Origin of the sequence: Actinoplanes sp. CA-142083 (assembly GCF_050942195.1) — a bacterium.
Lineage (GTDB): Bacteria > Actinomycetota > Actinomycetes > Mycobacteriales > Micromonosporaceae > Actinoplanes.
On the sequence record NZ_CP192076.1, the window covers coordinates 9,680,120 to 9,701,522 of the forward strand.

Annotated in this window: 22 protein-coding genes; 14 read left to right on the forward strand and 8 right to left on the reverse strand. The window is 70.7% G+C overall.

Annotated elements, in window-relative coordinates:
- The first annotated feature begins 5 nt into the window (after positions 1–5).
- The 7 genes from ACQPZX_RS44565 to ACQPZX_RS44595 all read left to right on the forward strand — a co-directional run bounded on the left by ACQPZX_RS44565 (position 6) and on the right by ACQPZX_RS44595 (position 9,832).
- Entirely contained in the window at positions 6–923 is a 918-nt protein-coding gene (locus ACQPZX_RS44565; RefSeq protein ID WP_433369957.1) for an ABC transporter ATP-binding protein, read from the forward strand.
- Entirely contained in the window at positions 920–1,744 is an 825-nt protein-coding gene (locus tag ACQPZX_RS44570; protein WP_433369959.1) for an ABC transporter permease, read from the forward strand. The genes ACQPZX_RS44565 and ACQPZX_RS44570 overlap by 4 nt, the downstream gene beginning before the upstream one ends.
- Before the next feature lie 191 nt (positions 1,745–1,935).
- The gene (locus tag ACQPZX_RS44575; protein WP_433385851.1) at positions 1,936–5,652 is read left to right on the forward strand and encodes a multifunctional oxoglutarate decarboxylase/oxoglutarate dehydrogenase thiamine pyrophosphate-binding subunit/dihydrolipoyllysine-residue succinyltransferase subunit; all 3,717 of its coding nucleotides are present in this window, start codon (positions 1,936–1,938) and stop codon (positions 5,650–5,652) included.
- Positions 5,653–5,710: 58 nt separating this feature from the next.
- Entirely contained in the window at positions 5,711–5,890 is a 180-nt protein-coding gene (locus ACQPZX_RS44580) for a DUF6104 family protein (protein ID WP_378025876.1), read from the forward strand.
- 124 nt (positions 5,891–6,014) lie between these two features.
- Positions 6,015–6,602 (forward strand): ABC transporter, encoded by a 588-nt coding sequence (locus ACQPZX_RS44585; RefSeq protein ID WP_433369962.1) that lies wholly within the window; start codon positions 6,015–6,017, stop codon positions 6,600–6,602.
- A 48-nt stretch (positions 6,603–6,650) separates the two neighbouring features.
- A complete protein-coding gene (gene pta / locus ACQPZX_RS44590; protein ID WP_433369965.1) occupies positions 6,651–8,726 on the forward strand; it encodes a phosphate acetyltransferase in 2,076 nt (691 codons plus the stop codon).
- The gene (locus ACQPZX_RS44595; protein WP_433369968.1) at positions 8,723–9,832 is read left to right on the forward strand and encodes an acetate/propionate family kinase; all 1,110 of its coding nucleotides are present in this window, start codon (positions 8,723–8,725) and stop codon (positions 9,830–9,832) included. The genes pta and ACQPZX_RS44595 overlap by 4 nt, the downstream gene beginning before the upstream one ends.
- Positions 9,833–9,856: 24 nt before the next feature.
- Here the strand turns inward: ACQPZX_RS44595 and ACQPZX_RS44600 are convergent, their stop codons facing one another.
- Positions 9,857–10,021, reverse strand: a complete 165-nt coding sequence (locus ACQPZX_RS44600; protein WP_433369971.1) for a hypothetical protein — start codon at positions 10,019–10,021, stop codon at positions 9,857–9,859.
- A 132-nt stretch (positions 10,022–10,153) separates the two neighbouring features.
- On the opposite strand from ACQPZX_RS44600, the gene ACQPZX_RS44605 reads away from it, so the two are divergent.
- Positions 10,154–11,161, forward strand: coding sequence for an alpha/beta hydrolase family protein (locus ACQPZX_RS44605; protein ID WP_433369973.1), 1,008 nt, complete (start codon positions 10,154–10,156; stop codon positions 11,159–11,161).
- Positions 11,162–11,499: 338 nt separating this feature from the next.
- Positions 11,500–12,210 carry an alpha/beta hydrolase family protein gene (locus ACQPZX_RS44610; protein WP_433369976.1) on the forward strand — a complete coding sequence of 237 codons (711 nt, stop codon included), beginning with the start codon at positions 11,500–11,502 and terminating at the stop codon, positions 12,208–12,210.
- A gap of 275 nt (positions 12,211–12,485) precedes the next feature.
- Here ACQPZX_RS44610 and ACQPZX_RS44615 read toward each other — a convergent pair whose 3' ends face one another.
- The 3 genes from ACQPZX_RS44615 to ACQPZX_RS44625 all read right to left on the reverse strand — a co-directional run bounded on the left by ACQPZX_RS44615 (position 12,486) and on the right by ACQPZX_RS44625 (position 15,208).
- Positions 12,486–13,436 carry a zinc-binding dehydrogenase gene (locus ACQPZX_RS44615; RefSeq protein WP_433369979.1) on the reverse strand — a complete coding sequence of 317 codons (951 nt, stop codon included), beginning with the start codon at positions 13,434–13,436 and terminating at the stop codon, positions 12,486–12,488.
- Positions 13,437–13,545: 109 nt separating this feature from the next.
- Positions 13,546–14,826: an NAD(P)-dependent malic enzyme gene (locus ACQPZX_RS44620; protein ID WP_433369982.1), complete on the reverse strand. Its 1,281-nt coding sequence runs from the start codon at positions 14,824–14,826 to the stop codon at positions 13,546–13,548.
- Between the two features lie 121 nt (positions 14,827–14,947).
- Positions 14,948–15,208: a S24 family peptidase gene (locus ACQPZX_RS44625; RefSeq protein ID WP_433369985.1), complete on the reverse strand. Its 261-nt coding sequence runs from the start codon at positions 15,206–15,208 to the stop codon at positions 14,948–14,950.
- A gap of 134 nt (positions 15,209–15,342) precedes the next feature.
- On the opposite strand from ACQPZX_RS44625, the gene sodN reads away from it, so the two are divergent.
- The 3 genes from sodN to ACQPZX_RS44640 are packed head-to-tail and all read left to right on the forward strand — an operon-like array spanning position 15,343 to position 16,678.
- On the forward strand, positions 15,343–15,747 hold the full coding sequence (sodN, locus tag ACQPZX_RS44630) for a superoxide dismutase, Ni (RefSeq protein WP_378973027.1): 405 nt from the start codon (positions 15,343–15,345) through the stop codon (positions 15,745–15,747).
- 56 nt (positions 15,748–15,803) lie between these two features.
- Positions 15,804–16,244 (forward strand): GNAT family N-acetyltransferase, encoded by a 441-nt coding sequence (locus tag ACQPZX_RS44635; protein ID WP_433385854.1) that lies wholly within the window; start codon positions 15,804–15,806, stop codon positions 16,242–16,244.
- 20 nt (positions 16,245–16,264) lie between these two features.
- Positions 16,265–16,678, forward strand: coding sequence for an ATP-binding protein (locus ACQPZX_RS44640; protein WP_433369988.1), 414 nt, complete (start codon positions 16,265–16,267; stop codon positions 16,676–16,678).
- A 110-nt stretch (positions 16,679–16,788) separates the two neighbouring features.
- On the opposite strand, the gene ACQPZX_RS44645 is transcribed toward ACQPZX_RS44640, so the two are convergent.
- Both ACQPZX_RS44645 and ACQPZX_RS44650 read right to left on the reverse strand, forming a co-directional pair.
- Positions 16,789–17,529 (reverse strand): FadR/GntR family transcriptional regulator, encoded by a 741-nt coding sequence (locus tag ACQPZX_RS44645; protein WP_433369991.1) that lies wholly within the window; start codon positions 17,527–17,529, stop codon positions 16,789–16,791.
- Between the two features lie 38 nt (positions 17,530–17,567).
- On the reverse strand, positions 17,568–17,963 hold the full coding sequence (locus ACQPZX_RS44650; protein WP_433369994.1) for a hypothetical protein: 396 nt from the start codon (positions 17,961–17,963) through the stop codon (positions 17,568–17,570).
- Positions 17,964–18,015: 52 nt separating this feature from the next.
- On the opposite strand from ACQPZX_RS44650, the gene ACQPZX_RS44655 reads away from it, so the two are divergent.
- Together ACQPZX_RS44655 and ACQPZX_RS44660 are read left to right on the forward strand one after the other, a co-directional pair.
- Positions 18,016–18,966, forward strand: a complete 951-nt coding sequence (locus ACQPZX_RS44655) for a diacylglycerol/lipid kinase family protein (protein ID WP_433369996.1) — start codon at positions 18,016–18,018, stop codon at positions 18,964–18,966.
- A gap of 451 nt (positions 18,967–19,417) precedes the next feature.
- Entirely contained in the window at positions 19,418–19,672 is a 255-nt protein-coding gene (locus ACQPZX_RS44660) for a WhiB family transcriptional regulator (protein ID WP_433369999.1), read from the forward strand.
- Between the two features lie 245 nt (positions 19,673–19,917).
- Here ACQPZX_RS44660 and ACQPZX_RS44665 read toward each other — a convergent pair whose 3' ends face one another.
- Together ACQPZX_RS44665 and ACQPZX_RS44670 are read right to left on the reverse strand one after the other, a co-directional pair.
- Entirely contained in the window at positions 19,918–20,658 is a 741-nt protein-coding gene (locus ACQPZX_RS44665) for a sirohydrochlorin chelatase (RefSeq protein ID WP_433370002.1), read from the reverse strand.
- The gene (locus tag ACQPZX_RS44670; protein ID WP_433370005.1) at positions 20,640–21,398 is read right to left on the reverse strand and encodes a phosphoadenylyl-sulfate reductase; all 759 of its coding nucleotides are present in this window, start codon (positions 21,396–21,398) and stop codon (positions 20,640–20,642) included. Before ACQPZX_RS44670 ends, ACQPZX_RS44665 begins: the two co-directional genes overlap by 19 nt.
- Between the last annotated feature and the right edge of the window lie 5 nt (positions 21,399–21,403).

The window sequence follows — 21,403 nt, forward strand, 5'->3', positions numbered from 1 at the left end:
CCGCGATGAGCGGGCCAGCGACCGACGACATCGTCGTCGATCACCTCAGCAAGCAGTACAAGAAGCTGCGCGCGGTGGACGACCTCAGCTTCACCGTCCGCGCCGGCCGGGTCACCGGGTTCCTCGGGCCCAACGGGGCCGGCAAGACCACCACGCTGCGCATGCTGCTCGGCCTGGTCACGCCGACCGCCGGCACGGCCACCATCGGCGGCCGGCGGTACACCGAGCTGCACGACCCGATCAGGCACGTGGGCGCCGTCCTCGAGGCGTCCAGCGCGCACCGCGGCCGCACCGGCCGCAACCACCTGCGGATGATCTGCAAGGCCGCCGGCCTGCCCGACACGCGCGCCGACGAGGTGCTCGAGCTGACCGGGCTCACCCCGGCCGCCAAGCGCAAGTTCAAGGGGTACTCGCTCGGCATGAAGCAGCGGCTGGGCATCGCCGCAGCCATGCTCGGCGACCCGCGGGTGCTGGTGCTGGACGAGCCGGCCAACGGTCTCGACCCCGAGGGCATCCGCTGGATGCGCGACCTGCTCAAGGCGCTCGCTGCCGAGGGCCGCACGGTGCTGGTCTCCAGCCACCTGCTCGGCGAGATGCAGCTGCTCGCCGACGACGTGGTGATCGTGGCGGCCGGCAAGCTGATCCGGCAGGGCCCGGTCGACGACGTGCTCGGCTCGATGGGCGCGGCCCAGGTGCGGGTGCGCACGCCGCAGGCGGCCGAGCTGGGCGACGCGCTGACCGCGCTGGGCGCGACGGTCTCGCCCCAGCCCGACGGCGTGCTGCTGGTCAGCGGCGTCGAGGCGGCCGCGATCGGGCACGCCGCCTTCACCGCCTCCGTCGAGCTGCACGAGCTCACCCCCGAGCGCGGCGATCTCGAACAGGTCTTCCTTCAGCTCACGGCCGGAATGGCGGGCATCCGATGAGACTGCTCAACGCCGAGCTCTTCAAGCTCCGCACCACCGCCATCTGGTGGATCATGGGGATCATCCTGATCCCGCTCTACGCGGCCAGCCTCGGCCTCAACTGGCTGACCTCGTACGCGTACGTCAGCGGCCAGGCCGACGGCGGCAGCGCGGACGCGCAGGCGCAGGTCGACGCGGCCGCGCAGCCGATCAACATCGCCACCAACCTGTACACCACCGGGCAGTACATGGGCGTGCTCATCGTCCTACTGCTCTGCGCGATCATCGTGACCAGCGAGTTCTTCCACCTCACCGCGACCACCACGTTCCTGGTGACGCCGCGGCGGGAGGCGGTCATCCTGGCCAAGCTCGGCGCCGGGGTCATCGTGGGGCTGGTGGTCTGGGCCGTCACCACGCTGCTCGACCTGATCCTGGTCCCGATCATCCTGGACGCGCTGAACCTTCCGGTCCAGCTCGGCGAGCCGGCGGTCTGGCGGGCCATCGGGCTGAACGCGCTGGCCTTCGGGCTGTGGGCGGTGCTCGGCGTCGGCCTCGGTGTGCTCATTCGCAGTCAGCTGGCGGCGACGCTGACCCTCGCGATCGTCTACACGGTCGGCGCCGCGGTGATCGGCGGGATCTTCGAGCTGCTCGCCAGCCAGGTGGCCGAGTGGATCGGGAAGCTTCAGGTCCTGGTGCCGACCACCGCCTCCCAGCTGATGCTCTCCGGCACCGACCTCCCCGGTAACCCTCCGCGCTGGGTCGGCGCCGTCGTGTTGATCGGTTACGCGGCGGTCGCCGGAGTGGTCGGTACGCTGATCACAAAGCGTCGCGACATCTCCTAACCCCGTCCAACCACCCCCACCCGCCACCCCACGAGATGACTGAAGGCTCAACCTATCTTTCCGCGTTGGACCACCCGACGCGGCGACGAACCATGCCCCGGGACGGCGTAGCCTGGACACCGAATTCTTCCCGTCCCATGTGACGAAACAGTCGCGTGCTGACAAACACGGTGAAAGAGGCGAACACGAAAGTGTCGACCCAGCAGCAGACTTCGCATGACAACCCACTCGCGGACTTCGGTCCCAACGAGTGGATCGTCGACGAGATGTACCAGCGCTACCTGGCCGACCCCTCCAGCGTCGACCCCGCCTGGCACGATTTCTTCGCCGACTACAAGCCGGCGATGGCCACGGGTTCGATCGTCACACCCGACGAGGCCAAGGCCGCCAACGCGACCGCCTCCGCGGCCCGCGCCGGCACGGATGCCCCGGCCGCCACGACGGTGGCGCCGGTGAAGCCGACCGTTCCGGAAACTGCGAAGCCTGCTCCGAAGCCCGCGCCGGCCACCAAGCCGGCCCCGGCCCCGGTCGCCGCCAACGGCAAGGCCCCCGAGGGCGCCAAGGTCACCACGCTGCGCGGCGTCGCCGCCAAGATCGTGCAGAACATGGACGCCTCGCTCGAGGTGCCCACCGCGACCTCGGTGCGCGCCGTCCCGGCCAAGCTGATGGTCGACAACCGCATCGTGATCAACAACCACCTCGCCCGCGGGCGCGGCGGGAAGGTCAGCTTCACCCACCTCATCGGCTGGGCCCTGGTCCGCGCCGTGGTCGCCCACCCCGAGATGAACAACTCGTTCGCCGAGGTCGACGGCAAGCCCACGCTGGTCGCGCCCGAGCACGTCAACCTCGGCATCGCCATCGACCTGGCCAAGAAGGACGGCTCCCGCACGCTGGTGGTCCCGTCCATCAAGAACTGCGAGACGATGGACTTCCGCAAGTTCTGGCAGGCGTACGAGGACGTCGTCCGGCGCGCCCGCCGCAACGAGCTGACCATGGACGACTACGCCGGCACCACGATCTCGCTGACGAACCCCGGCGGCATCGGCACGGTCCACTCCATCCCGCGCCTGATGACCGGGCAGAGCGCGATCATCGGCGTCGGCGCGATGGAGTACCCCGCGCAGAACGCCGGGATGAGCGACGACACCCTCGCCGAGATCGGCGTCAGCAAGGTCACCACGCTGACCAGCACCTACGACCACCGGGTGATCCAGGGCGCGCAGTCCGGCGAGTTCCTCAAGGTGATGAACGAGCTGCTGCTCGGCGAGCACGGCTTCTACGACGACATCTTCACCTCGTTGCGGATCCCGTACGAGCCCGTTCGCTGGGTGCGCGACGTCGCCCGCACCTCCGAGGGCCAGATCGACAAGGCCGCGCGGGTCGTCGAGCTGATCCACGCGTACCGGGTGCGCGGCCACCTGATGGCCGACACCGACCCGCTCGAGTTCGAGATCCGCCGCCACCCCGACCTCGACGTGCTCCAGCACGGCCTGACGCTGTGGGACCTCGACCGCACGTTCCCGGTCGGCGGCTTCGCCGGCAAGCAGCGGATGAAGCTGCGCGACGTGCTGGGCGTCCTGCGCGACACCTACTGCCGCCGGGTCGGCATCGAGTACATGCACATCCAGGGCCCCGAGGAGCGGCGCTGGATCCAGGACCGCATCGAGATCAAGTACGCGAAGCCCGACCAGGACGAGCAGAAGCACATCCTCAACCGGCTCAACGCCGCCGAGGCCTTCGAGACCTTCCTGCAGACCAAGTTCGTCGGGCAGAAGCGGTTCTCGCTGGAGGGCGGCGAGTCGCTGATCCCGCTGCTCGACGCGGTGCTGCAGTCCTCGGCCGAGGCCGGGCTCGACGAGATGGTCATCGGCATGGCCCACCGCGGCCGGCTGAACGTGCTGGCCAACATCGTCGGCAAGCCGTACGAGAAGATCTTCAACGAGTTCGAGGGTCAGATGGACCCGAAGTCGGCCCACGGCTCCGGCGACGTCAAGTACCACCTCGGACAGACCGGCAAGTACACGACGCCCGACGGCGAGCACGCGACCACGATCAGCGTGGTGGCCAACCCGTCGCACCTCGAGGCCGTCGACCCGGTGCTGGAAGGCATCGTCCGGGCCAAGCAGGACCGCCTCGACCTGGGCCTGCACGGCTACACGGTGCTGCCGCTGCTGGTGCACGGCGACGCCGCGTTCGCCGGCCAGGGCGTGGTCGCCGAGACGCTCAACCTCTCCCAGCTGCGCGGGTACCGCACCGGCGGCACGGTCCACGTGATCGTCAACAACCAGGTGGGCTTCACCACCGCGCCGGAGTACAGCCGCTCGTCGATGTACTCGACCGACGTGGCCCGGATGATCCAGGCACCGATCTTCCACGTGAACGGCGACGACCCCGAGGCCGTCGTGCGGGTCGCCAAGCTGGCCTTCGAGTACCGCCAGGCGTTCAACAAGGACGTCGTCATCGACATGGTCTGCTACCGCCGCCGCGGCCACAACGAGGGCGACGACCCGTCGATGACCAACCCGCGGATGTACCAGATCATCGACACCAAGCGCTCGGTGCGGAAGCTGTACACCGAGGAGCTGATCGGCCGCGGCGACATCACCGTGGACGACGCCCAGGAGCAGCTGCGCGACTACCAGTCCCAGCTCGAGCAGGTCTTCAAGGCCACCCGCGACGCGGCCGGCACCCCGCCGCGGCCGCGGGTCATCTCCGAGGAGCCCGAGCCGCAGGTCGACACCGCGATCGACGCCACGGTCCTGGGCTCGGTCGGCCAGGCGCACGTCGAGCTGCCCGAGGGCTTCACCCCGCACAAGCGGGTCCAGCAGCTGCTCGAGCGGCGGGCCAAGATGGCCAACGAAGGCGGCATCGACTGGGCGTTCGGCGAGCTGATCGCCTTCGGCTCGCTGCTGGCCCAGGGCACCACCGTCCGGCTGGCCGGGCAGGACTCGCGCCGCGGCACGTTCGTCTCCCGGCACGCGTCGATCGTCGACTCGCAGACCGGCAAGGACTTCCTGCCGCTCACCTCGCTGGCCACCGGCAACGCCCGGTTCTTCATCCACGACTCGCTGCTCTCCGAGTACGCGGCGATGGGCTTCGAGTACGGCTACTCGGTGGAGAACCCGGACGCGCTGGTCCTCTGGGAGGCCCAGTTCGGCGACTTCGCCAACGGCGCCCAGTCGATCGTGGACGAGTTCATCTCCTCCGGCGAGGTGAAGTGGGGCCAGCAGTCGTCGCTGGTGCTGCTGCTCCCGCACGGCCAGGAGGGCCAGGGCCCCGACCACTCGTCCGGCCGGCCCGAGCGGTTCCTGCAGCTCTGCGCGCAGGACAATATGCGGGTGGCGAACGTGACCACCCCGGGCAACTACTTCCATCTGCTGCGCCGTCAGGCCCTGTCGACCAAGCGCAAGCCGCTCGTGGTGTTCTCGCCCAAGTCGCTGCTGCGGCACAAGCTGGCGACCTCCTCGGTGGCCGACTTCACCGAGGGCACCTTCCAGCCGGTGATGGGCGACGCCGGGGTCAACGGCACGCCGCTCGACGCGAAGGCGGTCAAGCGGGTGCTGCTCTGCTCCGGCAAGGTCTACTACGACCTGTTCCAGGCCCGGGCCGAGCGCGGCATCACCGACACGGCGATCATCCGGATGGAGCAGATCTACCCGCTGCCGGTGGCCGAGCTCAAGGCGATCCTGGCGCAGTTCCCGAACGCCGAGGACTTCGCCTGGGTCCAGGAGGAACCGGCCAACCAGGGCGCCTGGTCGTTCGTGGCGCTCAACCTGCTCGAGCACCTGGAGGGCGTGCGGCTGCGGCGCATCTCGCGCCCGGCGGCGGCCGCTCCGGCGGTCGGGTCGGCCAAGATGCACGACGCCGAGCAGTCGGCGCTGATCGAGGCCGCTCTTCCGCGCCCGTGACGTGACGTGACGGGGGGGCGCTTCGGCTTGTCGAGGCGCCCCCTTTTACTATCCGGGCATGTACTTCACCGATCGGGGCATCGAGGAGCTGGTCGAGCGGCGCGGCGAGGAGTCCGTGACGCTCGAGTGGCTGGGCGAGCAGCTACGCACGTTCGTCGACCTCAACCCGGAGTTCGAGACCCCGATCGAGCGGTTCGCCACCTGGCTGGCCCGTGCCGACGAGGATGACGAGGAGTGACTCGCCGCGCCCCCTCCGCCGGATAGAGCGGGCGCCGGGCGCTTCGGTCCCCTCTTCGGCCTGGTGGGCCCGCATTCCCGCGGTCCGAGCGCTCCTGGACCATGGCCTGAACATCCCGGCCGGGGTGACGTTCCTGGTCGGTGAGAACGGCTCCGGCAAGTCGACGCTGATCGAGGCGCTGGCGGGCGTCGTCGGGCTCAATGCCGAGGGCGGCTCGCGGGGCGCGATGCACTCCACCCGGGTCACCGAGGCCTCCCTTGCCGAGGTCCTGCGGGTGGTCCGGACGCCGGGGAAGCGGGTCAACTCGTACTTCCTGCGGGCCGAGACCATGCACGGGCTGTACACGTACCTCGAGAGCCTGCCCGACTCCCCCGACGGCGACCTGCACGAGCGCAGCCACGGCGAGGGCTTCCTCACCCTGCTGGAGCGCAAGTTCCGGGGGTACGGGTTCTACCTCATGGACGAGCCGGAAGCGCCGCTGTCGTTCACGTCGACGCTGCGGCTGGTGGCCCATCTGGACACGCTGCGCCTCGCGGGGGCCCAGGTCGTGGTCGCGACGCATTCGCCGCTGCTCACCGCCCTACCGGGGGCGACGATCCTGGAGCTCGGGGAGCACGGCATCAGGCGTACGGAATGGGATGATCTTGAATTGACGGCTCGGTGGCGGCTCTTCCTCACGGCGCCGGAAAGCTATCTGAGACACATGCTGTAGGGACTTTGTACCCGGCGACGTTCACCGTGCGGCCGGTAGGTTGAAGGCGTGGCACGAAGCGTCTATGTGGCCGGGCTGGGCCCGGGTGTCGGCAAGGGCACCGTCGCGCTCGGTCTGGTCGAGCTCCTCTCCCGGCAGGTGGCGCGCATCGGCGTGTTCCGGCCGCTGCTGTCCGGCCCCGCTGAGGACCCGCTGCTCACGCTCCTGACCGAGCGATATCCGGTGATGGCGCCGTACGCCGACTCCTACGGCGTGACCGCGGCCGAGGCCGGCTCGCTGATCGCCGACGGCAAGTGGGAGGAGCTGATCGGGCGGATCGTCGAGCGCTACCGCGAGGTGGAGCGGCGCTGCGCCTCGGTCGTGGTGATCGGGAGCGACTTCGCGGGCGGGCCTTCCTCCTCCGACGACACCATGCCGCGCGAGCTCGCCTTCAACACGCGGCTCGCGACCGAGTTCGGCAGCGTCGTCATCCCGGTGATCAGCGGCGAGGGGCGGACCGACGAGACTCTGGGCGCCGCCGCCCGCAGCGCGTACCACTCGCTCACCGACCTCGGGGCCACCGTGCTCGCCGTGATCGCCAACCGCGTACCCGATGAGGTTTCCTTCCTTTCTCCCGGCATGCCGGTGCCGACGTGGTCGATTCCCGAGGTCGCGGCGGTGGCCGCGCCGACCGTGGCCGAGGTGGCCGCCGCGCTCGGCGGCACCGTGGTCACGGGCGGCGACAGCGCGCTCGACCGCGACGTGCTCGACTACGTGGTCGGCGCCGCGCACGTGCCGACGCTGCTCGAGCACCTGACCGACGGCGCGCTCCTGATCACCCCCGGCGACCGGGCCGACCTGCTGGTGGCGGCCAGTGCCGCGCACGCCGCCGGCAACGTCACGCTGTCCGGGCTGGTGCTGACCCTCGGCGAGTTCCCCGACCCGCGCGCGGTCGCGGTGATCGAGAAGCTCAACACGGGCCTGGCGATGCTGGTCGTGCCGACCGACAGCTACCACACGATCGCCTCGGCCGACCGCATCGAGGCCCGGCTGAGCACGCGTACCCCGCGCAAGGTCGAGGCCGCGATCGGCGCGTTCGAGGAGAGCGTGGACACCGCCGAGTTGGCCCGCCTGCTCGACGTCGCCCGCTCGGCCCGGGTCACCCCGCTGATGTTCGAGAACGACCTGATCGATCGCGCCCGCGCCGAGCGGCGCCACCTCGTGCTGCCCGAGGGCGCCGACGAGCGCATCCTGCGAGCCACCGAGACACTGCTGCGCCGCGGCGTCGCCGACCTCACCCTGCTCGGCGACCCGGCCGAGATCACCCGCCGGGCCCGCGAGCTCGGCGTCTCGATCGGCGACGCGCGGCTGGTCGACCCCTCGTCATCCGAGTGGCGTGACCGGTTCGCCGCACGATACGCCGAGCTGCGCAAGAAGCGGGGCGTCACCCTCGATCTCGCGTACGACGTGGTCCGGGACGTGAACTACTTCGGCACGATGATGGTGGCCGAGGGGCTCGCCGACGGGATGGTCTCGGGGGCCAACCACACGACCGCGGCCACGATCCGGCCGGCCTTCGAGATCATCAAGACGGTGCCCGAGGTGTCGGTGGCGTCCAGCGTGTTCTTCATGCTGCTCGCCGACCGGGTGCTGGTCTACGGCGACTGCGCGGTCAACCCTGACCCGGACGCCGAACAGCTCGCCGACATCGCGCTCTCCTCGGCGCATACGGCGGCGGCCTTCGGCGTGGAGCCGCGGGTGGCCATGCTGTCGTATTCGACCGGCAGCTCCGGCGCGGGCGCGGACGTGGAGAAGGTCGCGGCGGCCACCGCGCTGGTGCGCTCGCGGCGGCCCGACCTGCCGGTGGAGGGGCCCATCCAGTACGACGCGGCGGTCGATCCCGCGGTGGCGGCGACGAAGCTGCCGTCGAGCGAGGTGGCGGGCAAGGCGACGGTGTTCGTGTTCCCCGACCTGAACACGGGGAACAACACGTACAAGGCGGTCCAGCGCTCGGCCGGGGCGGTCGCGGTCGGGCCGGTCATGCAGGGGCTGCGGCGGCCGGTCAACGACCTGTCCCGCGGCGCGACGGTCAAGGACATCGTCAACACGGTGGCGATCACGGCGATTCAGGCGGCGGTGCGATGACCCGGGTGCTGGTGCTCAACAGCGGATCCTCGTCGGTGAAGTACCGGCTCTTCGACGGCGCCGAGACGGTGGCGAAAGGGCTGGTCGAGCGGATCGGCGAGGCCGGCGGCGACGCGGCCGACCATCGGGCCGCGCTGCAGCACATCCTGGAGTCCATCCCCTCGGACGGCATCGCCGCGGTGGGCCACCGGGTCGTGCACGGCGGTCCCGACTTCACCGAGCCGACGGTGATCGACGACGCGGTGCTCGCCCGGATCGAGGCGCTGGTCCCGCTCGCGCCGCTGCACAACCCGGCCGCGGTCAGTGGCATCGAGGTGGCCCGCAAGCTGCTGCCCGACGTGCCGCAGGTCGCCGTCTTCGACACGGCGTTCCACGCGACGATCCCGCCGGCCGGCGTGACCTGGGCGATCGACGCCGAGCTGGCCGCACGCTGGCAGATCCGGCGATACGGGTTCCACGGCACGTCGCACGCGTACGTGGCGCGGCGCACCGCATCGCTGCTGGGGCGCCCGGTGGCCGAGACCAACGTGATCACTTTGCACCTGGGCAACGGCGCCAGCGCCTGCGCGGTCCAGGGCGGCCGGAGCGTGGCCACGTCGATGGGGATGTCGCCGCAGGGCGGCCTGGTGATGGGCACCCGCAGCGGCGAGATCGATCCGACGGTCGTGTTCCACCTGCACCGGGTGGCCGGCATGCCGATCGAGGAGATCGAGCGGTCGCTCACCCGCCAGGCCGGGCTGCTCGGGCTGACCGGCGAGAACGACCTGCGGGCGGTGCTGCGGCGACGCGGCCACGGCGACCCGGTGGCGGAGCTGGCCTTCGACGTCTACACCCGGCGCATCCGCGAGTACGTGGGCGCCTACCTGGCCGTCCTCGGGCGGGTGGACGCGATCACCTTCACCGCGGGCGTAGGGGAGAACTCCCCCGACGTCCGCGGCGAATCGCTGTCGGGTCTGGAGGCGCTGGGGATCGCGGTCGACCCGGCGCGCAACGCCTCGGGCGACACCTTCATCTCGCCCGAGGGCTCGCCGGTGGCGGTCTGCGTCGTGCCGACCGATGAGGAGTTGGAGATAGCTAACCAGTCGCGGGCCGCGCTGGATCTCTGAGCGGTCGCGTTCAGGGCGTCGCGTTCAGGACGCCAGCCACACGATGACGCCGATGAGGACCAGGGCGACGACCACGCCGGTGACGATCAGCGGGGTCTTGGAGGCGGTGGGTGCGGGCTCCGGCGGGGTGCTCTGAAAGGCGCGGAAGGCCTCGGTGTTGCCGCTCGGATCGACGCTGTTGTCAGACATGGGCAAGACCATAGCGAAAACACGCCCGTCCGTTGAGCACCGCACCGCCCTGTCATTTCGCCTACCAGGACGAATACGCCCGGTCTGGGGATTTCACCCCTTCGTGGGCGCGTTGGGCCGTAACTTCGGATCATGGGGATGCGGGGGCGGGCGGGCGGTCTGGCGGTTGCTCTCGCCATCACGCTCACGGCGGCCGGTTGCTTCGGTCCGGCTTCCCCACCACCCATCTCTTCGCCGTCCTCGTCGCCTTTGCTGGAGGCCCCGCCGCCCCCGCCGGTGAAGCACGCGGCCTATGCGGTGGGTGCCCGGATCCTGCACCTGGAACGTGGTGGTGACCGGCCCCTTCCGACGCTGGTCTTCTATCCGGTGGGGCGCGTTCTGGACGTCGGGGCGTCCGTTTCCCGCGAGCGTCCGAAGCCCGCCGGGAAGAAGCGCGTGAAGGTCGTACAGGGGAAGCTGGCGTGGAAGGCCCGGCCGCCGGCCGCCGGAAAGTTCCCGCTGGTGCTCTTCTGCCACGGGCTGAGCGGCTCTCCCGAGCGCTACGCCGACGCGCTGGCCTCGTGGGCGGCCGCCGGGTTCGTGGTGGCGGCGCCGACGTTCCCGCACACGAGCGAGTTCACCGACGACTTCCGCCGGCCCGACATCGTCAACCAGCCCGCCGACGCGCGCTACGTGCTCGCCCGGGTGCAGGCGCTCAACCTCACACCCGGCGATCCGCTGTGGCATCGCATCGACACCGACCACATGGCCGTGATCGGGCACTCGGCCGGCGGATACACGACCACCGGCCTGCTCACCGCCGGGCACGACCCGCGCCTGCGGGCCGCCGTCATCATGGCCGGCTGGGCGGCTAAGGGCGCCTTCGCCGGGCCGCCCGCGACCATGCTGTTCCTGCAGGGGACCTCCGACCCGATCGTACGGGTCGCGGCCAGTCGCCGGTTGTTCGCCCGGGTGCCGTGGCCCAAGTCGTACCTGCTGATGCAGCACAACTCGCACTCCACCTACCTGCGCCCCGGCGACAGCGGCTACTCCCTGATGGACTCCACGGTGATCGCCTTCCTGCGCTGGACCCTCGAGGGCGACGAATCCGGCCGCCACCGCCTTCCCAGCGCCGTGCTTCCCGCCGCCACCGTGAACTGAGCCGTTGGGCCTCCCCCGCGGCCGGCGGCACAATGGGGCGGGTGCATCGGCGTACGGTGATCAAGGGTCTGCTGGCAACGGCCGCGACGGCGGCGGTTGGTGGTTGCAGCGGCACGCGTGCACCTACGCCTTCGCCGCGGGCTACCGGCGCCTCGGGCGCGGGACCTGCCGCCTCGGGCGCGGGGCCTGTCGCCTCGGGCGCGGGGCCTGCCGCCTCGGGCGCGGGACCTGCCGCCTCGGGCGCGGGACCTGCCGCCTCGGGCGCGACCCCCGGCCCTTCGGGCGCGGCTCAGCCCGACACGGGCCACTCGGGTAAGGCCCCGACCCGTCCCTTCTCCGTGCGGACGCAGGAGCTCTCCCTCGCCCGCGGCACCAACCGCCCCCTGCCTACGACGGTCTGGCGGCCGACCACCGGCGGTCCTTACCCGCTGATCCTTTTCAGCCACGGGCTCCAGGCCGCCCCCAAGAACTACGCATCCCTGCTCACCGCCTGGGCCGGCGCGGGTTTCGTGGTCGCCGCCCCCGCCTATCCCTTCACGGCCGGCACAGCGAGCAACTACAACCCGATCGACGTGCTCAATCAGCCCCTCGACGCCAGTCACGTGATCACCGAGCTGGTCGGGCGCGGCGGCATCGACACCCAGCGGATCGCCGCCGCCGGCCACTCGGCGGGCGGAGTGACAACGCTGGGCATGTTCTCCGGCCGGCGGGACACCCGGCTCAAAGCGGGCGTCATCCTGGCCGGCCGCCAGCTCATCAAGACGCCCTTGACCGGCCCGGCCGCCCCGCTGCTCTTCGTGCACGGCAAACGCGACCGAACGGTGGCCTACGCCGACGGCCACACCGTCTACGACGCGGTGACCTGGCCCAAGGCGTTCCTGACCTTCCCCGACGGCGGCCACGTAGCCGTAGGCGCCGAACTCGACGTCATCACCGAGGCAAGCACCGACTTCTGGCGCTGGACCCTCTACGGCGACGAAGCCGCCAAGTCCCGCATCCCGAAAGACGCCACCCGCGGCAGCCTGGGCACCCTGGCCAACCACCTCTGAGGCACCCGCCCTGGCCACGCCCAGCCCGACGCGCCACCGTGCCGCGCGCCGTGCGTGCCGTGCGTGCCGCGCGCCGTGCGTGCCGCCCGCCGTGCGTGCCGCCCCCCGTGCGTGCCGCCCGCCGTACGGGCCGCGCGCCGTGCGTGCCGTACGGGCCGCGCGCCGTGCGTGCCGTACGGGCGCGCGCCGTGCGTGCCGTACGGGCGCGCGCCGTGCGTGCCGTACGGGCCGCGCGCCGCGTGCGCCGTGCGTGCCATGTGCCCTGCGCGGCGCCCCTAGTGCAGGAAGTCGAGCGCTACCTTGCCGAACACCTCCCCCGACTCCAGGTGGGCGAAGGCGTCGGCCACCGCCGAGAATCCGTAGGTCGAGTCGATCGCCGGGCGCACGTCGCGCTCGACGCAGAGGTCGAGCAGGGCCGCGAGCTCGTCGCGGGTGCCCATGGTGCTGCCGAGCAGCTCCAGCTGCATCGCGAAGAGGCGCCGCAAGTCGACCGTGGCCAGATGGCCGCCGGTCGCGCCGCACACCACGATGCGGGCGCCGGGGGCCGCGCACTTCATCGAGTGGTCGAAGGTGGGTGCGCCGACCGACTCGATCACCACGTCGACCCGCTCGGGGAGGCGGGCGCCGGGCTCGACCGCCGTGGCGCCCAGCGCGGCGATCCGCTCGCGCTTGCCGGGGTCGCGACTCGTCGCATACACCCTCTTGCCCAACGCCAGCGCGAGCGCGACGGCCGCGGTGGCCACCCCGCCGCCGGCGCCCTGCACCAGGACCGACGAGCCCTCGGCGACCCGCCCGCGCGTGGTCAGCATGTGGAACGCCGTGAGCCAGGCCGTCGGCAGGCACGCCGCCTCCAGGAAGGACACCCCGGCCGGCTTGGGGATCAGGTTTTCCCGCGGGACGGCGACGCGCTCGGCGAGCGTGCCGGGGAAGCGCTCGGAGAGCAGCGAATAGCCCCTCGGGTCGCCCTTGTCGGGCACGACCGGGTAGATCACGACCTCGTTGCCGTCGGGGTCGACGCCGGCCGCGTCGCACCCGAGGATCATCGGCAGCCGGTCGGGCGGCAGGCCGACGCCGCGCAGCGACCAGATGTCGTGGTGGTTGAGCGATGCCGCGCGGACCTCGACGACGACCCACCCATCCGGCGCGGCCGGCTCGGGCGCGTCGCCCACGGTCAGAGCGCGCAGCGGCTGGTCGGGGTCGGCGGTGGTGGCTGTGGCGGCTCGCATGCGAAGACCTTATCGAAGGGACAAGATCTTTTAGCGGGGCAAAATCGCGCCTGTGGATAACGCGGAGCCCGGCGGCCGAGGCCACCGGGCTCCGCCGGAAATCACCAGGTCAGTTGATGTCGGACTCGGTCAGCAGCGAGAGCGTCGACGGCCGCGCCGGCGCCGGCTTGGCCGGGACCTGCCGCCGCGCCACCCCGTCGCGGGCCGCCGCCTCGGCCACCGCCTCGGCGACCGCGGGCGCGACCCGCGGGTCGAGCGGCGAGGGCACGATCGCCTCGGCGCGCAGGTCGTCGGAGACCACGTCGGCGATCGCCGCGGCCGCCGCCACCTTCATCGCGTCGGTGATCGTGGTGGCCCGGGAGTCGAGCGCGCCGCGGAAGATCCCCGGGAAGGCCAGCACGTTGTTGATCTGGTTCGGGAAGTCGCTGCGCCCGGTGGCCACGATCGCCGCGTACTTGTGGGCGATGTGCGGCGGCACCTCGGGCGTCGGGTTGGCCAGCGCGAAGATGATGGCGCCCGGCGCCATGCCGGCCAGCGCCGTCTCCTCGATCGCGCCGCCCGAGACGCCGATCAGCACGTCGGCGCCGATCAGGGCCTCGCCGATCCCGCCGGTACGGCCGGACATGTTGGTGGTGGCGGCCAGTTCCGCCTTGATCGGCGTGAGGTCGCTCCGCTCGGCGTGGATGATGCCGCGCGAGTCGCAGATGATCACGTTGGCGCCCTCGACGCCCGCGGCGATCAGGGTCTGCGTGATGGCGACCCCGGCCGCGCCGGCCCCGCTGATCACCACGCGCAGGTCGGCGAAGCGGCGGCCGAGCAGCTTGGCCGCGTTGGTCAGCGCGGCGAGCGTGACGACCGCGGTGCCGTGCTGGTCGTCGTGGAAGACGGGGATGTCCAGCTCGGCGTCGAGCCGGCGCTCGATCTCGAAGCAGCGGGGGGCGCTGATGTCCTCGAGGTTGATCCCGCCGAACGACGGCGCCATCGCCTTCACCGCGGCGATGATGCCCTCGACCTCCTGGGTGTCCAGGCAGATCGGGATCGAGTCGACCCCGCCGAACTGCTTGAAGAGGATGGCCTTGCCCTCCATGACCGGCATCGCGGCCTTGGGGCCGATGTTGCCGAGCCCGAGCACCGCGGATCCGTCGGTGACGACGGCGACCGTGTTGGCCGTCCAGGTGTAGTCGGGGTAGAGGTCGGGGTCCTCGGCGATGGCCTCGCAGACCCGGGCGACGCCGGGGGTGTACGCGAGGGAGAGGTCGTCGCGACTGGACAGCGAAACGGTCGGACTGATCGACATCTTCCCCTGCTTGTGCAGGTCGAAGACCGGATCGGCGGCGAGGGCGGGATCGAGCTCGAAACTGAAGAAAGACACGGTGACTCCACACGGCATCGACGTTGACACGGTGCACCGGCGCGGTCCTCGGTCGCGAATGAGCGCCGAGCGGCGGTGCGATGCGGGGATCACCCGGGTAGCGAACCGCTGCACGGGTACGCGCTGCGGTTGTAGGACCCTAACCTAGCCGACCAGGGCGCGGATAGTACCGAATTAACACCCGGCCAATGACATCCGCCACCCCGTATCGGCGGGAGTCGTCCTCGATCAGCTGGTTGTCGCCCTGAATCCACCAGCCACCGTCCTGCCGGCGTACGGCCCGTTTGACAACCAGCAGGTCAGGACGGGCACGGAAGCGCGCCACCACGACGTCGCCGGCCCGTACGCGCCCGCCACGGCGTACCAGAAGGGCGTCTCCGCTCTTGAGAAGAGGCGCCATCGAGGGCCCGTTCACCAAGACGGCGAACAGTGGTAATTGCCACCTCAAGGCATCAGTCCTCCGTCACGTTACGGCCGAGATGTAAGGGGTAGTGTCAACCGCGGATCATCGCAAACTCATACGGAGGAGTCCTGATGCGACTTCCGCGTTTCCTCACGCCGCGAACCGTGGTCAGCGCCCACTGCGACCTGCCCTGTGGCGTCTACGACCCCGCGCAGGCCCGGATCGAGGCCGAGTCGGTGAAGGCCATCCAGGAGAAGTACCAGGCGAACACCGACCCGGAGTTCCGCACCCGCGCCATCCTCATCAAGGAGCAGCGCGCCGAGCTCGTCAAGCACCACCTCTGGGTGCTGTGGACGGACTACTTCAAGCCGCCGCACTTCGAGAAGTACCCGAACCTGCACCAGCTGTTCAACGAGGCCACCAAGCTGGCCGGCGCCGCGGGCGCCAAGGGCTCGCTCGACCCGGCCGTCGGCGACCAGCTGCTGGCCAAGATCGAGGAGATCTCCAAGATCTTCTGGGAGACCAAGCAGGCGTGAGCTTCGCCGCCACCGTACGGCCGGTGCGTCCCATCGACGTGCCGGCCGTTGTCGCGATGGTCCACGAGCTGGCCGACTACGAGCGCGCCGCCGACCAGTGCCACCTGACGGCCGGGCAGCTTTCCGGTGTCCTCTTCGACGAGCCCACCGTCTTCGGCCACGTCGCCGTCGACGAGGACGACGTGCCGGTCGGCTTCGCTCTGTGGTTCCTGAACTTCTCGACGTGGACCGGCACCTCCGGCATCCACCTCGAGGACCTGTACGTACGGCCGGGAGCGCGCGGCACCGGCGCCGGGGGCGCCCTGCTGGCCGCGCTGGCCGAGATCTGCGTCCGCCGCGGATACCAGCGCCTCGAATGGGTGATGCTGGACTGGAACCCGGCCGCCCAGTTCTACGCCGCGATCGGGGCGACGGTCACCGACGACTGGCTGCCCTACCGGCTCACCGGCGACGCGCTGCGCCGACTGGCCGAGCGCGCCACCCCGGTCAACCGCTAGGCTCTCCTCACGTGGGGAGGATGGCCAAGGTGACTCTGACACACCCCGAGCCGGTGCTCGGCGACGACGTCGTCCTGCTGACCGTGCCCGCCGACGGCGGTTATCTCGGCGTGCTCCGCACCGCCACGGCCGGTCTCGCGGCCCGGCTGCACTTCGCGCTCGACGAGATCGAGGATCTGCGCATCGCCGTCGACGAGGCGTGCGCGATGCTGCTCGCGATCGCGACCCGCGGCGCCGAGCTCGAGTGCCGCTTCGCGGTGACCGATGACGCGCTGACCGTCGAGGTGAGCGTGACCACCGTGCGAGGCGCACGGCTGCCCGCCGAGTCGTCCTTCGCGTGGAAGGTGCTGACCGCGCTGACCACCTCGGCGTCCGCCGAGGCGAGCGGCCAGCGCGCGACGATCCGCCTGCTCACCCGGCGAACAGAAAACTGAGTGCGCCCACACCGCGCGGTAACTGCCACCCCGCGATCGCCCCGCTTGTGAGGAGGCAGTCGGTTTTTCGACGCAGCGGGGTGTGCTGCGGCGGAAAATCGCCTGCCTCCTCACAAGCCCCGAAGGGGCGATCGCCCGCCGAGCGGAGCGAGGCCAGCCGGCTCAGTGCTCGACGAGATGTAGTCGAGGTGCCTGTTGGCGGCCCGCGCCGCCCCGATCGGATCGCCCGCCGCCAGCGCGTCGAGCAGCTCCCGATGGTCGGCGTCGATGTGCGTCCAGTAATCGGCCGGCAGCACGCCGGTGACGTCCTCGCCGAACGAGGCGTGGTACAGCGGGCGCACCACCAGCTCGAACAGCGGGTTGCCGGTCGCCTTGGCCACCGCCATGTGGAACGCCGCGTGCGCGGCCAGCATCGTGTCGAAGTCGTCGACCGCCGGGTCGAACAGCGCGCTGCGGATCTCGATGAGGTGGTCGTCGGTGCGCCGCGCCGCGGCGAGCTCAGCCGCCGGGATCTCGAGGGCCCGCCGCAGCTCGAGCATGTCGGCGAGGCCCACGTCGGCCGAGTTGGAGAGCAGCGTGAAGCCGGCGGCCAGGCCGTCGGCGAGCTGCTCGGCGTCGGGGTGGGAGACGAAGCTGCCGCCGGTCACGCCACGCGTGGTCACGATGAGGTGCTGGCTGGCCAGCAACCGCAGCGCCTCCCGCACCGTGCTGCGGCTCACCCCGGTCTTCACACACAGCTCGGGCTCGGGTGGGAGCCGTTCGCCCGGCTGAAGCCGTCCCGACGTGATGTCCGCGCGTAGCTCGTCCGCCAGTACTTGATAGGCGGGCGGTCGCACCGTTGATCCGGTCACCTACACAGGGTAGGCCCTAGGTCGCCGCGCGAGGGTGATTAATCGACGCCGAGCGCTCGCGTTGTCGACGGAAGAACGATCAGGACCCCGACGAGTACGCCCAGCGCCATCAGCACCACGCCGAGCCAGACCGGATGCACCTGGATCAGGAAGCCCCCGGCGGCGATGACGAACAGCTGCACGACGATCGCCGGCCCGCGGGCGTGCAGCGAGCGGCGGTCGAGCGCCCGGCCCACGAAGAAGACGCCGGCGGCGCCGAGCGCGGCCAGCACGGTCAGCGCGATGGCCACCGCGATCTCGGGAACGTTGCGGGTGATGTCGAGGACGACCAGCCAGACGGTGAGCGCGGCCAGCCCGGCGGCCTGGAGATAGAGCAGCCTCACCGCCCACACCAGGCTGGCGGGTTTGTCAACGACTGCATTCTCACCGGTCACTCGAGCACCATACCGACAGTCCGCAGGCCTCCCAGCAGGTACAGTGCCGCGCATGCGAGCGTTACTGGTGGTTAATCCCAAAGCCACCACCACGAGCGAGCGCAGCCGCGACGTGCTGGTCCGGGCCCTGCGCAGCGCGGTCAATCTGACCGTGGAGTACACCACCCGCCGCGGCCACGCGGCGACGCTGGCGCGCGCCGCCGCGGAGAGCGGCGTCGATGTGGTCGTGACCCTGGGCGGCGACGGCACGATCAACGAGGCGGTCAACGGCCTGATGACCGCCCGGGTCGCGCTCGAGGGCATCTCGGGTCCGATGGCCAACGCCCTGCCCGCCCTGGCCGTGGTCCCGGGCGGATCGACGAACGTCTTCGCCCGCGCGCTCGGCCTGCCCCGCGACTGGGTCGACGGCACCAGTGTGATCCTCGAGGCGTTGCGCGACGGCCGGCACCGGGTGATCGGGCTGGGCCGCGCCGACGACCGCTACTTCACCTTCGCCGCCGGGGTCGGGCTGGACGCCGCCGTGGTGCGCCGGGTCGAGCAGGCCCGCCTGCGCGGTCGCAAGTCGACGCCCTCGCTCTACTTCCGCTCGATCGTCGGGCAGTTCGTCGTCGGGGACGACCGCAAGTCCCCGCCACTGTCCATCGAGCGCCCCGGCGAGCCGGGCGAGACCGACCTCGGCACGGTCATCGTGCAGAACACGGCACCGTGGACCTATCTGGGCGACCGTCCGATCAACCCGAACCCGGGCGCCTCCTTCGACCGCGGCCTCGACGTGCTCGCTTTGCGGCGTCTGGCCGTGACCTCCACCACACGCACCCTCGCGCAGCTCGCCACCCGCAAGGGCGATCCGCACGGCAAGCAGGTGCTGCAGCTGCATGACCAGGACGAGTTCACTGTGGTGGCCAACCGGCCGCAGGCCTTCCAGCTCGACGGCGATTACTTAGGGGAACGGCAGAAGGTGCACTTCGTGTCCGTCCCCGAGGCTTTGCGTGTGATCTGCTAGCCAGATTGGTCTTCAGTCCGGTCGTGGGCGGCGGGTGGGGCGGTTGGATGGGTATCCCCATCACGATCCGTTACAGAAAGACGGGCAAAAGGTCGGCAAGAGGGCCTGGACCGTACTACATTGATGGGAGCGGAGGTCATCCGGCTCTGGCAGTACGCTCAGAACCGGACAAAGGGGTCGTGAGCCAGCTCACCCGCGGGGAGAAAATTCCGCCGCTACCCTTGACATCGCGAGAGTTCGTGAAAGCATTCACAAGCGATAAGAAGTAACCGGTTGCTGCTTGCGCGCGTTCCTAATCCAGAAGCGCCGAACGGCTCCCAGTAACACCAAAAGCTTGCTGACGCCACGGCGATCAGACGGGCCCTGTGCCCGACGGTCGCCACCGCGCACGCATAGGTAAACCCAGTACGCGTTTTATCAACCCCAATCCGAAACAAGGAGTGTTGCCGCCATGGACTGGCGTCACGATGCGATCTGCCGCGACGAGGACCCGGAGCTGTTCTTCCCGATCGGGACGTCCGGCCCCGCGCTCCTGCAGGTCGAGCAGGCCAAGGCCGTGTGCCGGCGGTGCCCCGTGACCTCCGATTGCCTCCAGTGGGCACTCGAGTCGGGTCAGGACGCCGGCGTCTGGGGTGGGATGAGCGAAGACGAGCGACGCGCCGTCAAGCGTCGTGGCGGCCTGCGGGTCGGCGCTCCTACCGCCTGACACAATCCCCTCGAAGCATTTGCGCCCCGGGCCGATCGGCACCGGGGCGTCTTGCTGTTCTGACGCGATTACGGAGAGCGCAGAAAGCTGAGAGGTTCCGGAGAGCGCGAATTCGATCACCGTGGGTTTCATCGAGATTGGCGAAATGATCTCGAAATTGCGTTCGACCGCAAACGAATAGTCTCCACGGCCTTACCCTCCGCTGTGGACATCGGGCGGTCACGCTCCGCTACGCAAGTGGACGGTCAGGCGGCGGCGGGGACGTCGAGGAGGCTGTCCTCGACGCGGGCGGCCACCAGACGCGCCAATTCCGGCGCATCGGACAGTGGCTCGGCCACCGCGACCGCGCCGGCCTCGAGCGCCGACCGCGCCGCGAGGTCGTAGAGATAGCCGGGCGCCAGGAAGTAGGACGCGACGCCGATCCGGCGGGCGCCGGAGGCCCTCAGGAGATCCACAGCGGCGCCGGGGAGCGGCGGGGCGGCCGAGGCGTAGGCGACGGCGCACGGAAGGCTCAGACGGGCGCTGAGAGCGTCCGCGGCCCACTCGATGGTCGCCCGCGCGGCGGCGTCCCGGGTACCGGCAGCGGCGAGCACCACGGCGTCAAGATGATCAGAAGGCAGCCGCCGCACCAGACCGTCGAGAAGCAGCGACGGGAACGCGGGTGCGGGGAAGGACGCGGCCGGGCCGAGGACCTCGGCCAGCGTCACGCTCACCGGAAGGTCCACAGCCGAGGAGAGCACGGCGGGAATGTCGACCCGGCCGTGAAACGCCTTGGTCAGCAGCAGGGGGACCACGACGGCCCGCCCGCGCAACGAGGCCAGCACCTCCAGCGGGCGCGGCCCGGCGTGGTCGAGATAGGCCGCGTGGACGTCCCAGTCCGGCCGCAACCGGCGGACGGCCCGCGCCAGCGCCGCGGTGGCAGCCGCGGCCCGCGGGTCACGGCTGCCGTGCGCGACCAGTACGACGCTCAGACGTGGAGGCCGCATTCGGTCTTCTCGAACATCGCCCAGCGGCCCGCGCGCGGGTCCTCGCCGGCCTTCGTGCGCCGGGTGCACGGCCAGCAGCCGATCGAGCCGTACCCCTTCTTGAACAGCTCGTTGACCGGCACGTTCCACCGGCTGATGTAGCGGTCGACGTCGGCCTGGGTCCACGCCGCGATCGGGTTGACCTTGACCTTGCCCTTCTTGGCGTCGAAGGCGACGACCGGCGTGTTGGCGCGGGTCGGCGACTCGTCGCGGCGCAGGCCGGTGGCCCACGAGTCGTAATCGGCCAGGGCGCGCTCGAGCGGCTCGACCTTGCGCAGGAAGCAGCACTCGTCGGGGTTGCGGGCGAACAGCCGGGGCCCGAACTCGCCGTCCTGCTGGCCCACCGTCATCCGCGGCCGGATCGAGCGGACGTTGACGTCCATGGTGGCGGCGACGATGTCGCGCACCTTGAGCGTCTCGGGGAAGTGCAGGCCGGTGTCGAGGAACACCACGTCGACGCCCGGCGAGACGCGGGAGAACAGGTGGGCGACAACGGCGTCGGCCATCGAGCTCGTCACGCAGAAACGCGCGCCGAACGTGTCGGTCGCCCACTTGGCGATCTGCTCGGCGGGGGCGCCCTCGAGCGCGACAGCGGCGTCGCGGGCGAGGGCTTCCAGCTCGTCCCGCGTATGGCGGCCCGGCTCCGAACTTTGAAAACCGAGAGAGACGAGGTTGAGAGAGGTGGCGGCCACGATGGTCATCGGTT

Coding starts and splice junctions, on each gene's coding strand:
- ACQPZX_RS44595 (WP_433369968.1), top strand. CDS start 8,723: ATGACCCGGGTGCTGGTGCTCAACAGCGGATCCTCGTCGGTGAAGTAC.
- ACQPZX_RS44600 (WP_433369971.1), bottom strand. CDS start 10,021: ATGTCTGACAACAGCGTCGATCCGAGCGGCAACACCGAGGCCTTCCGC.
- ACQPZX_RS44620 (WP_433369982.1), bottom strand. CDS start 14,826: ATGCCGTGTGGAGTCACCGTGTCTTTCTTCAGTTTCGAGCTCGATCCC.
- ACQPZX_RS44605 (WP_433369973.1), top strand. CDS start 10,154: ATGGGGATGCGGGGGCGGGCGGGCGGTCTGGCGGTTGCTCTCGCCATC.
- ACQPZX_RS44640 (WP_433369988.1), top strand. CDS start 16,265: ATGGCCAAGGTGACTCTGACACACCCCGAGCCGGTGCTCGGCGACGAC.
- ACQPZX_RS44570 (WP_433369959.1), top strand. CDS start 920: ATGAGACTGCTCAACGCCGAGCTCTTCAAGCTCCGCACCACCGCCATC.
- ACQPZX_RS44625 (WP_433369985.1), bottom strand. CDS start 15,208: ATGGCGCCTCTTCTCAAGAGCGGAGACGCCCTTCTGGTACGCCGTGGC.
- ACQPZX_RS44655 (WP_433369996.1), top strand. CDS start 18,016: ATGCGAGCGTTACTGGTGGTTAATCCCAAAGCCACCACCACGAGCGAG.
- ACQPZX_RS44615 (WP_433369979.1), bottom strand. CDS start 13,436: ATGCGAGCCGCCACAGCCACCACCGCCGACCCCGACCAGCCGCTGCGC.
- ACQPZX_RS44660 (WP_433369999.1), top strand. CDS start 19,418: ATGGACTGGCGTCACGATGCGATCTGCCGCGACGAGGACCCGGAGCTG.
- ACQPZX_RS44635 (WP_433385854.1), top strand. CDS start 15,804: ATGGTCCACGAGCTGGCCGACTACGAGCGCGCCGCCGACCAGTGCCAC.
- ACQPZX_RS44665 (WP_433370002.1), bottom strand. CDS start 20,658: ATGCGGCCTCCACGTCTGAGCGTCGTACTGGTCGCGCACGGCAGCCGT.
- sodN (WP_378973027.1), top strand. CDS start 15,343: ATGCGACTTCCGCGTTTCCTCACGCCGCGAACCGTGGTCAGCGCCCAC.
- ACQPZX_RS44670 (WP_433370005.1), bottom strand. CDS start 21,398: ATGACCATCGTGGCCGCCACCTCTCTCAACCTCGTCTCTCTCGGTTTT.
- ACQPZX_RS44580 (WP_378025876.1), top strand. CDS start 5,711: ATGTACTTCACCGATCGGGGCATCGAGGAGCTGGTCGAGCGGCGCGGC.
- ACQPZX_RS44565 (WP_433369957.1), top strand. CDS start 6: ATGAGCGGGCCAGCGACCGACGACATCGTCGTCGATCACCTCAGCAAG.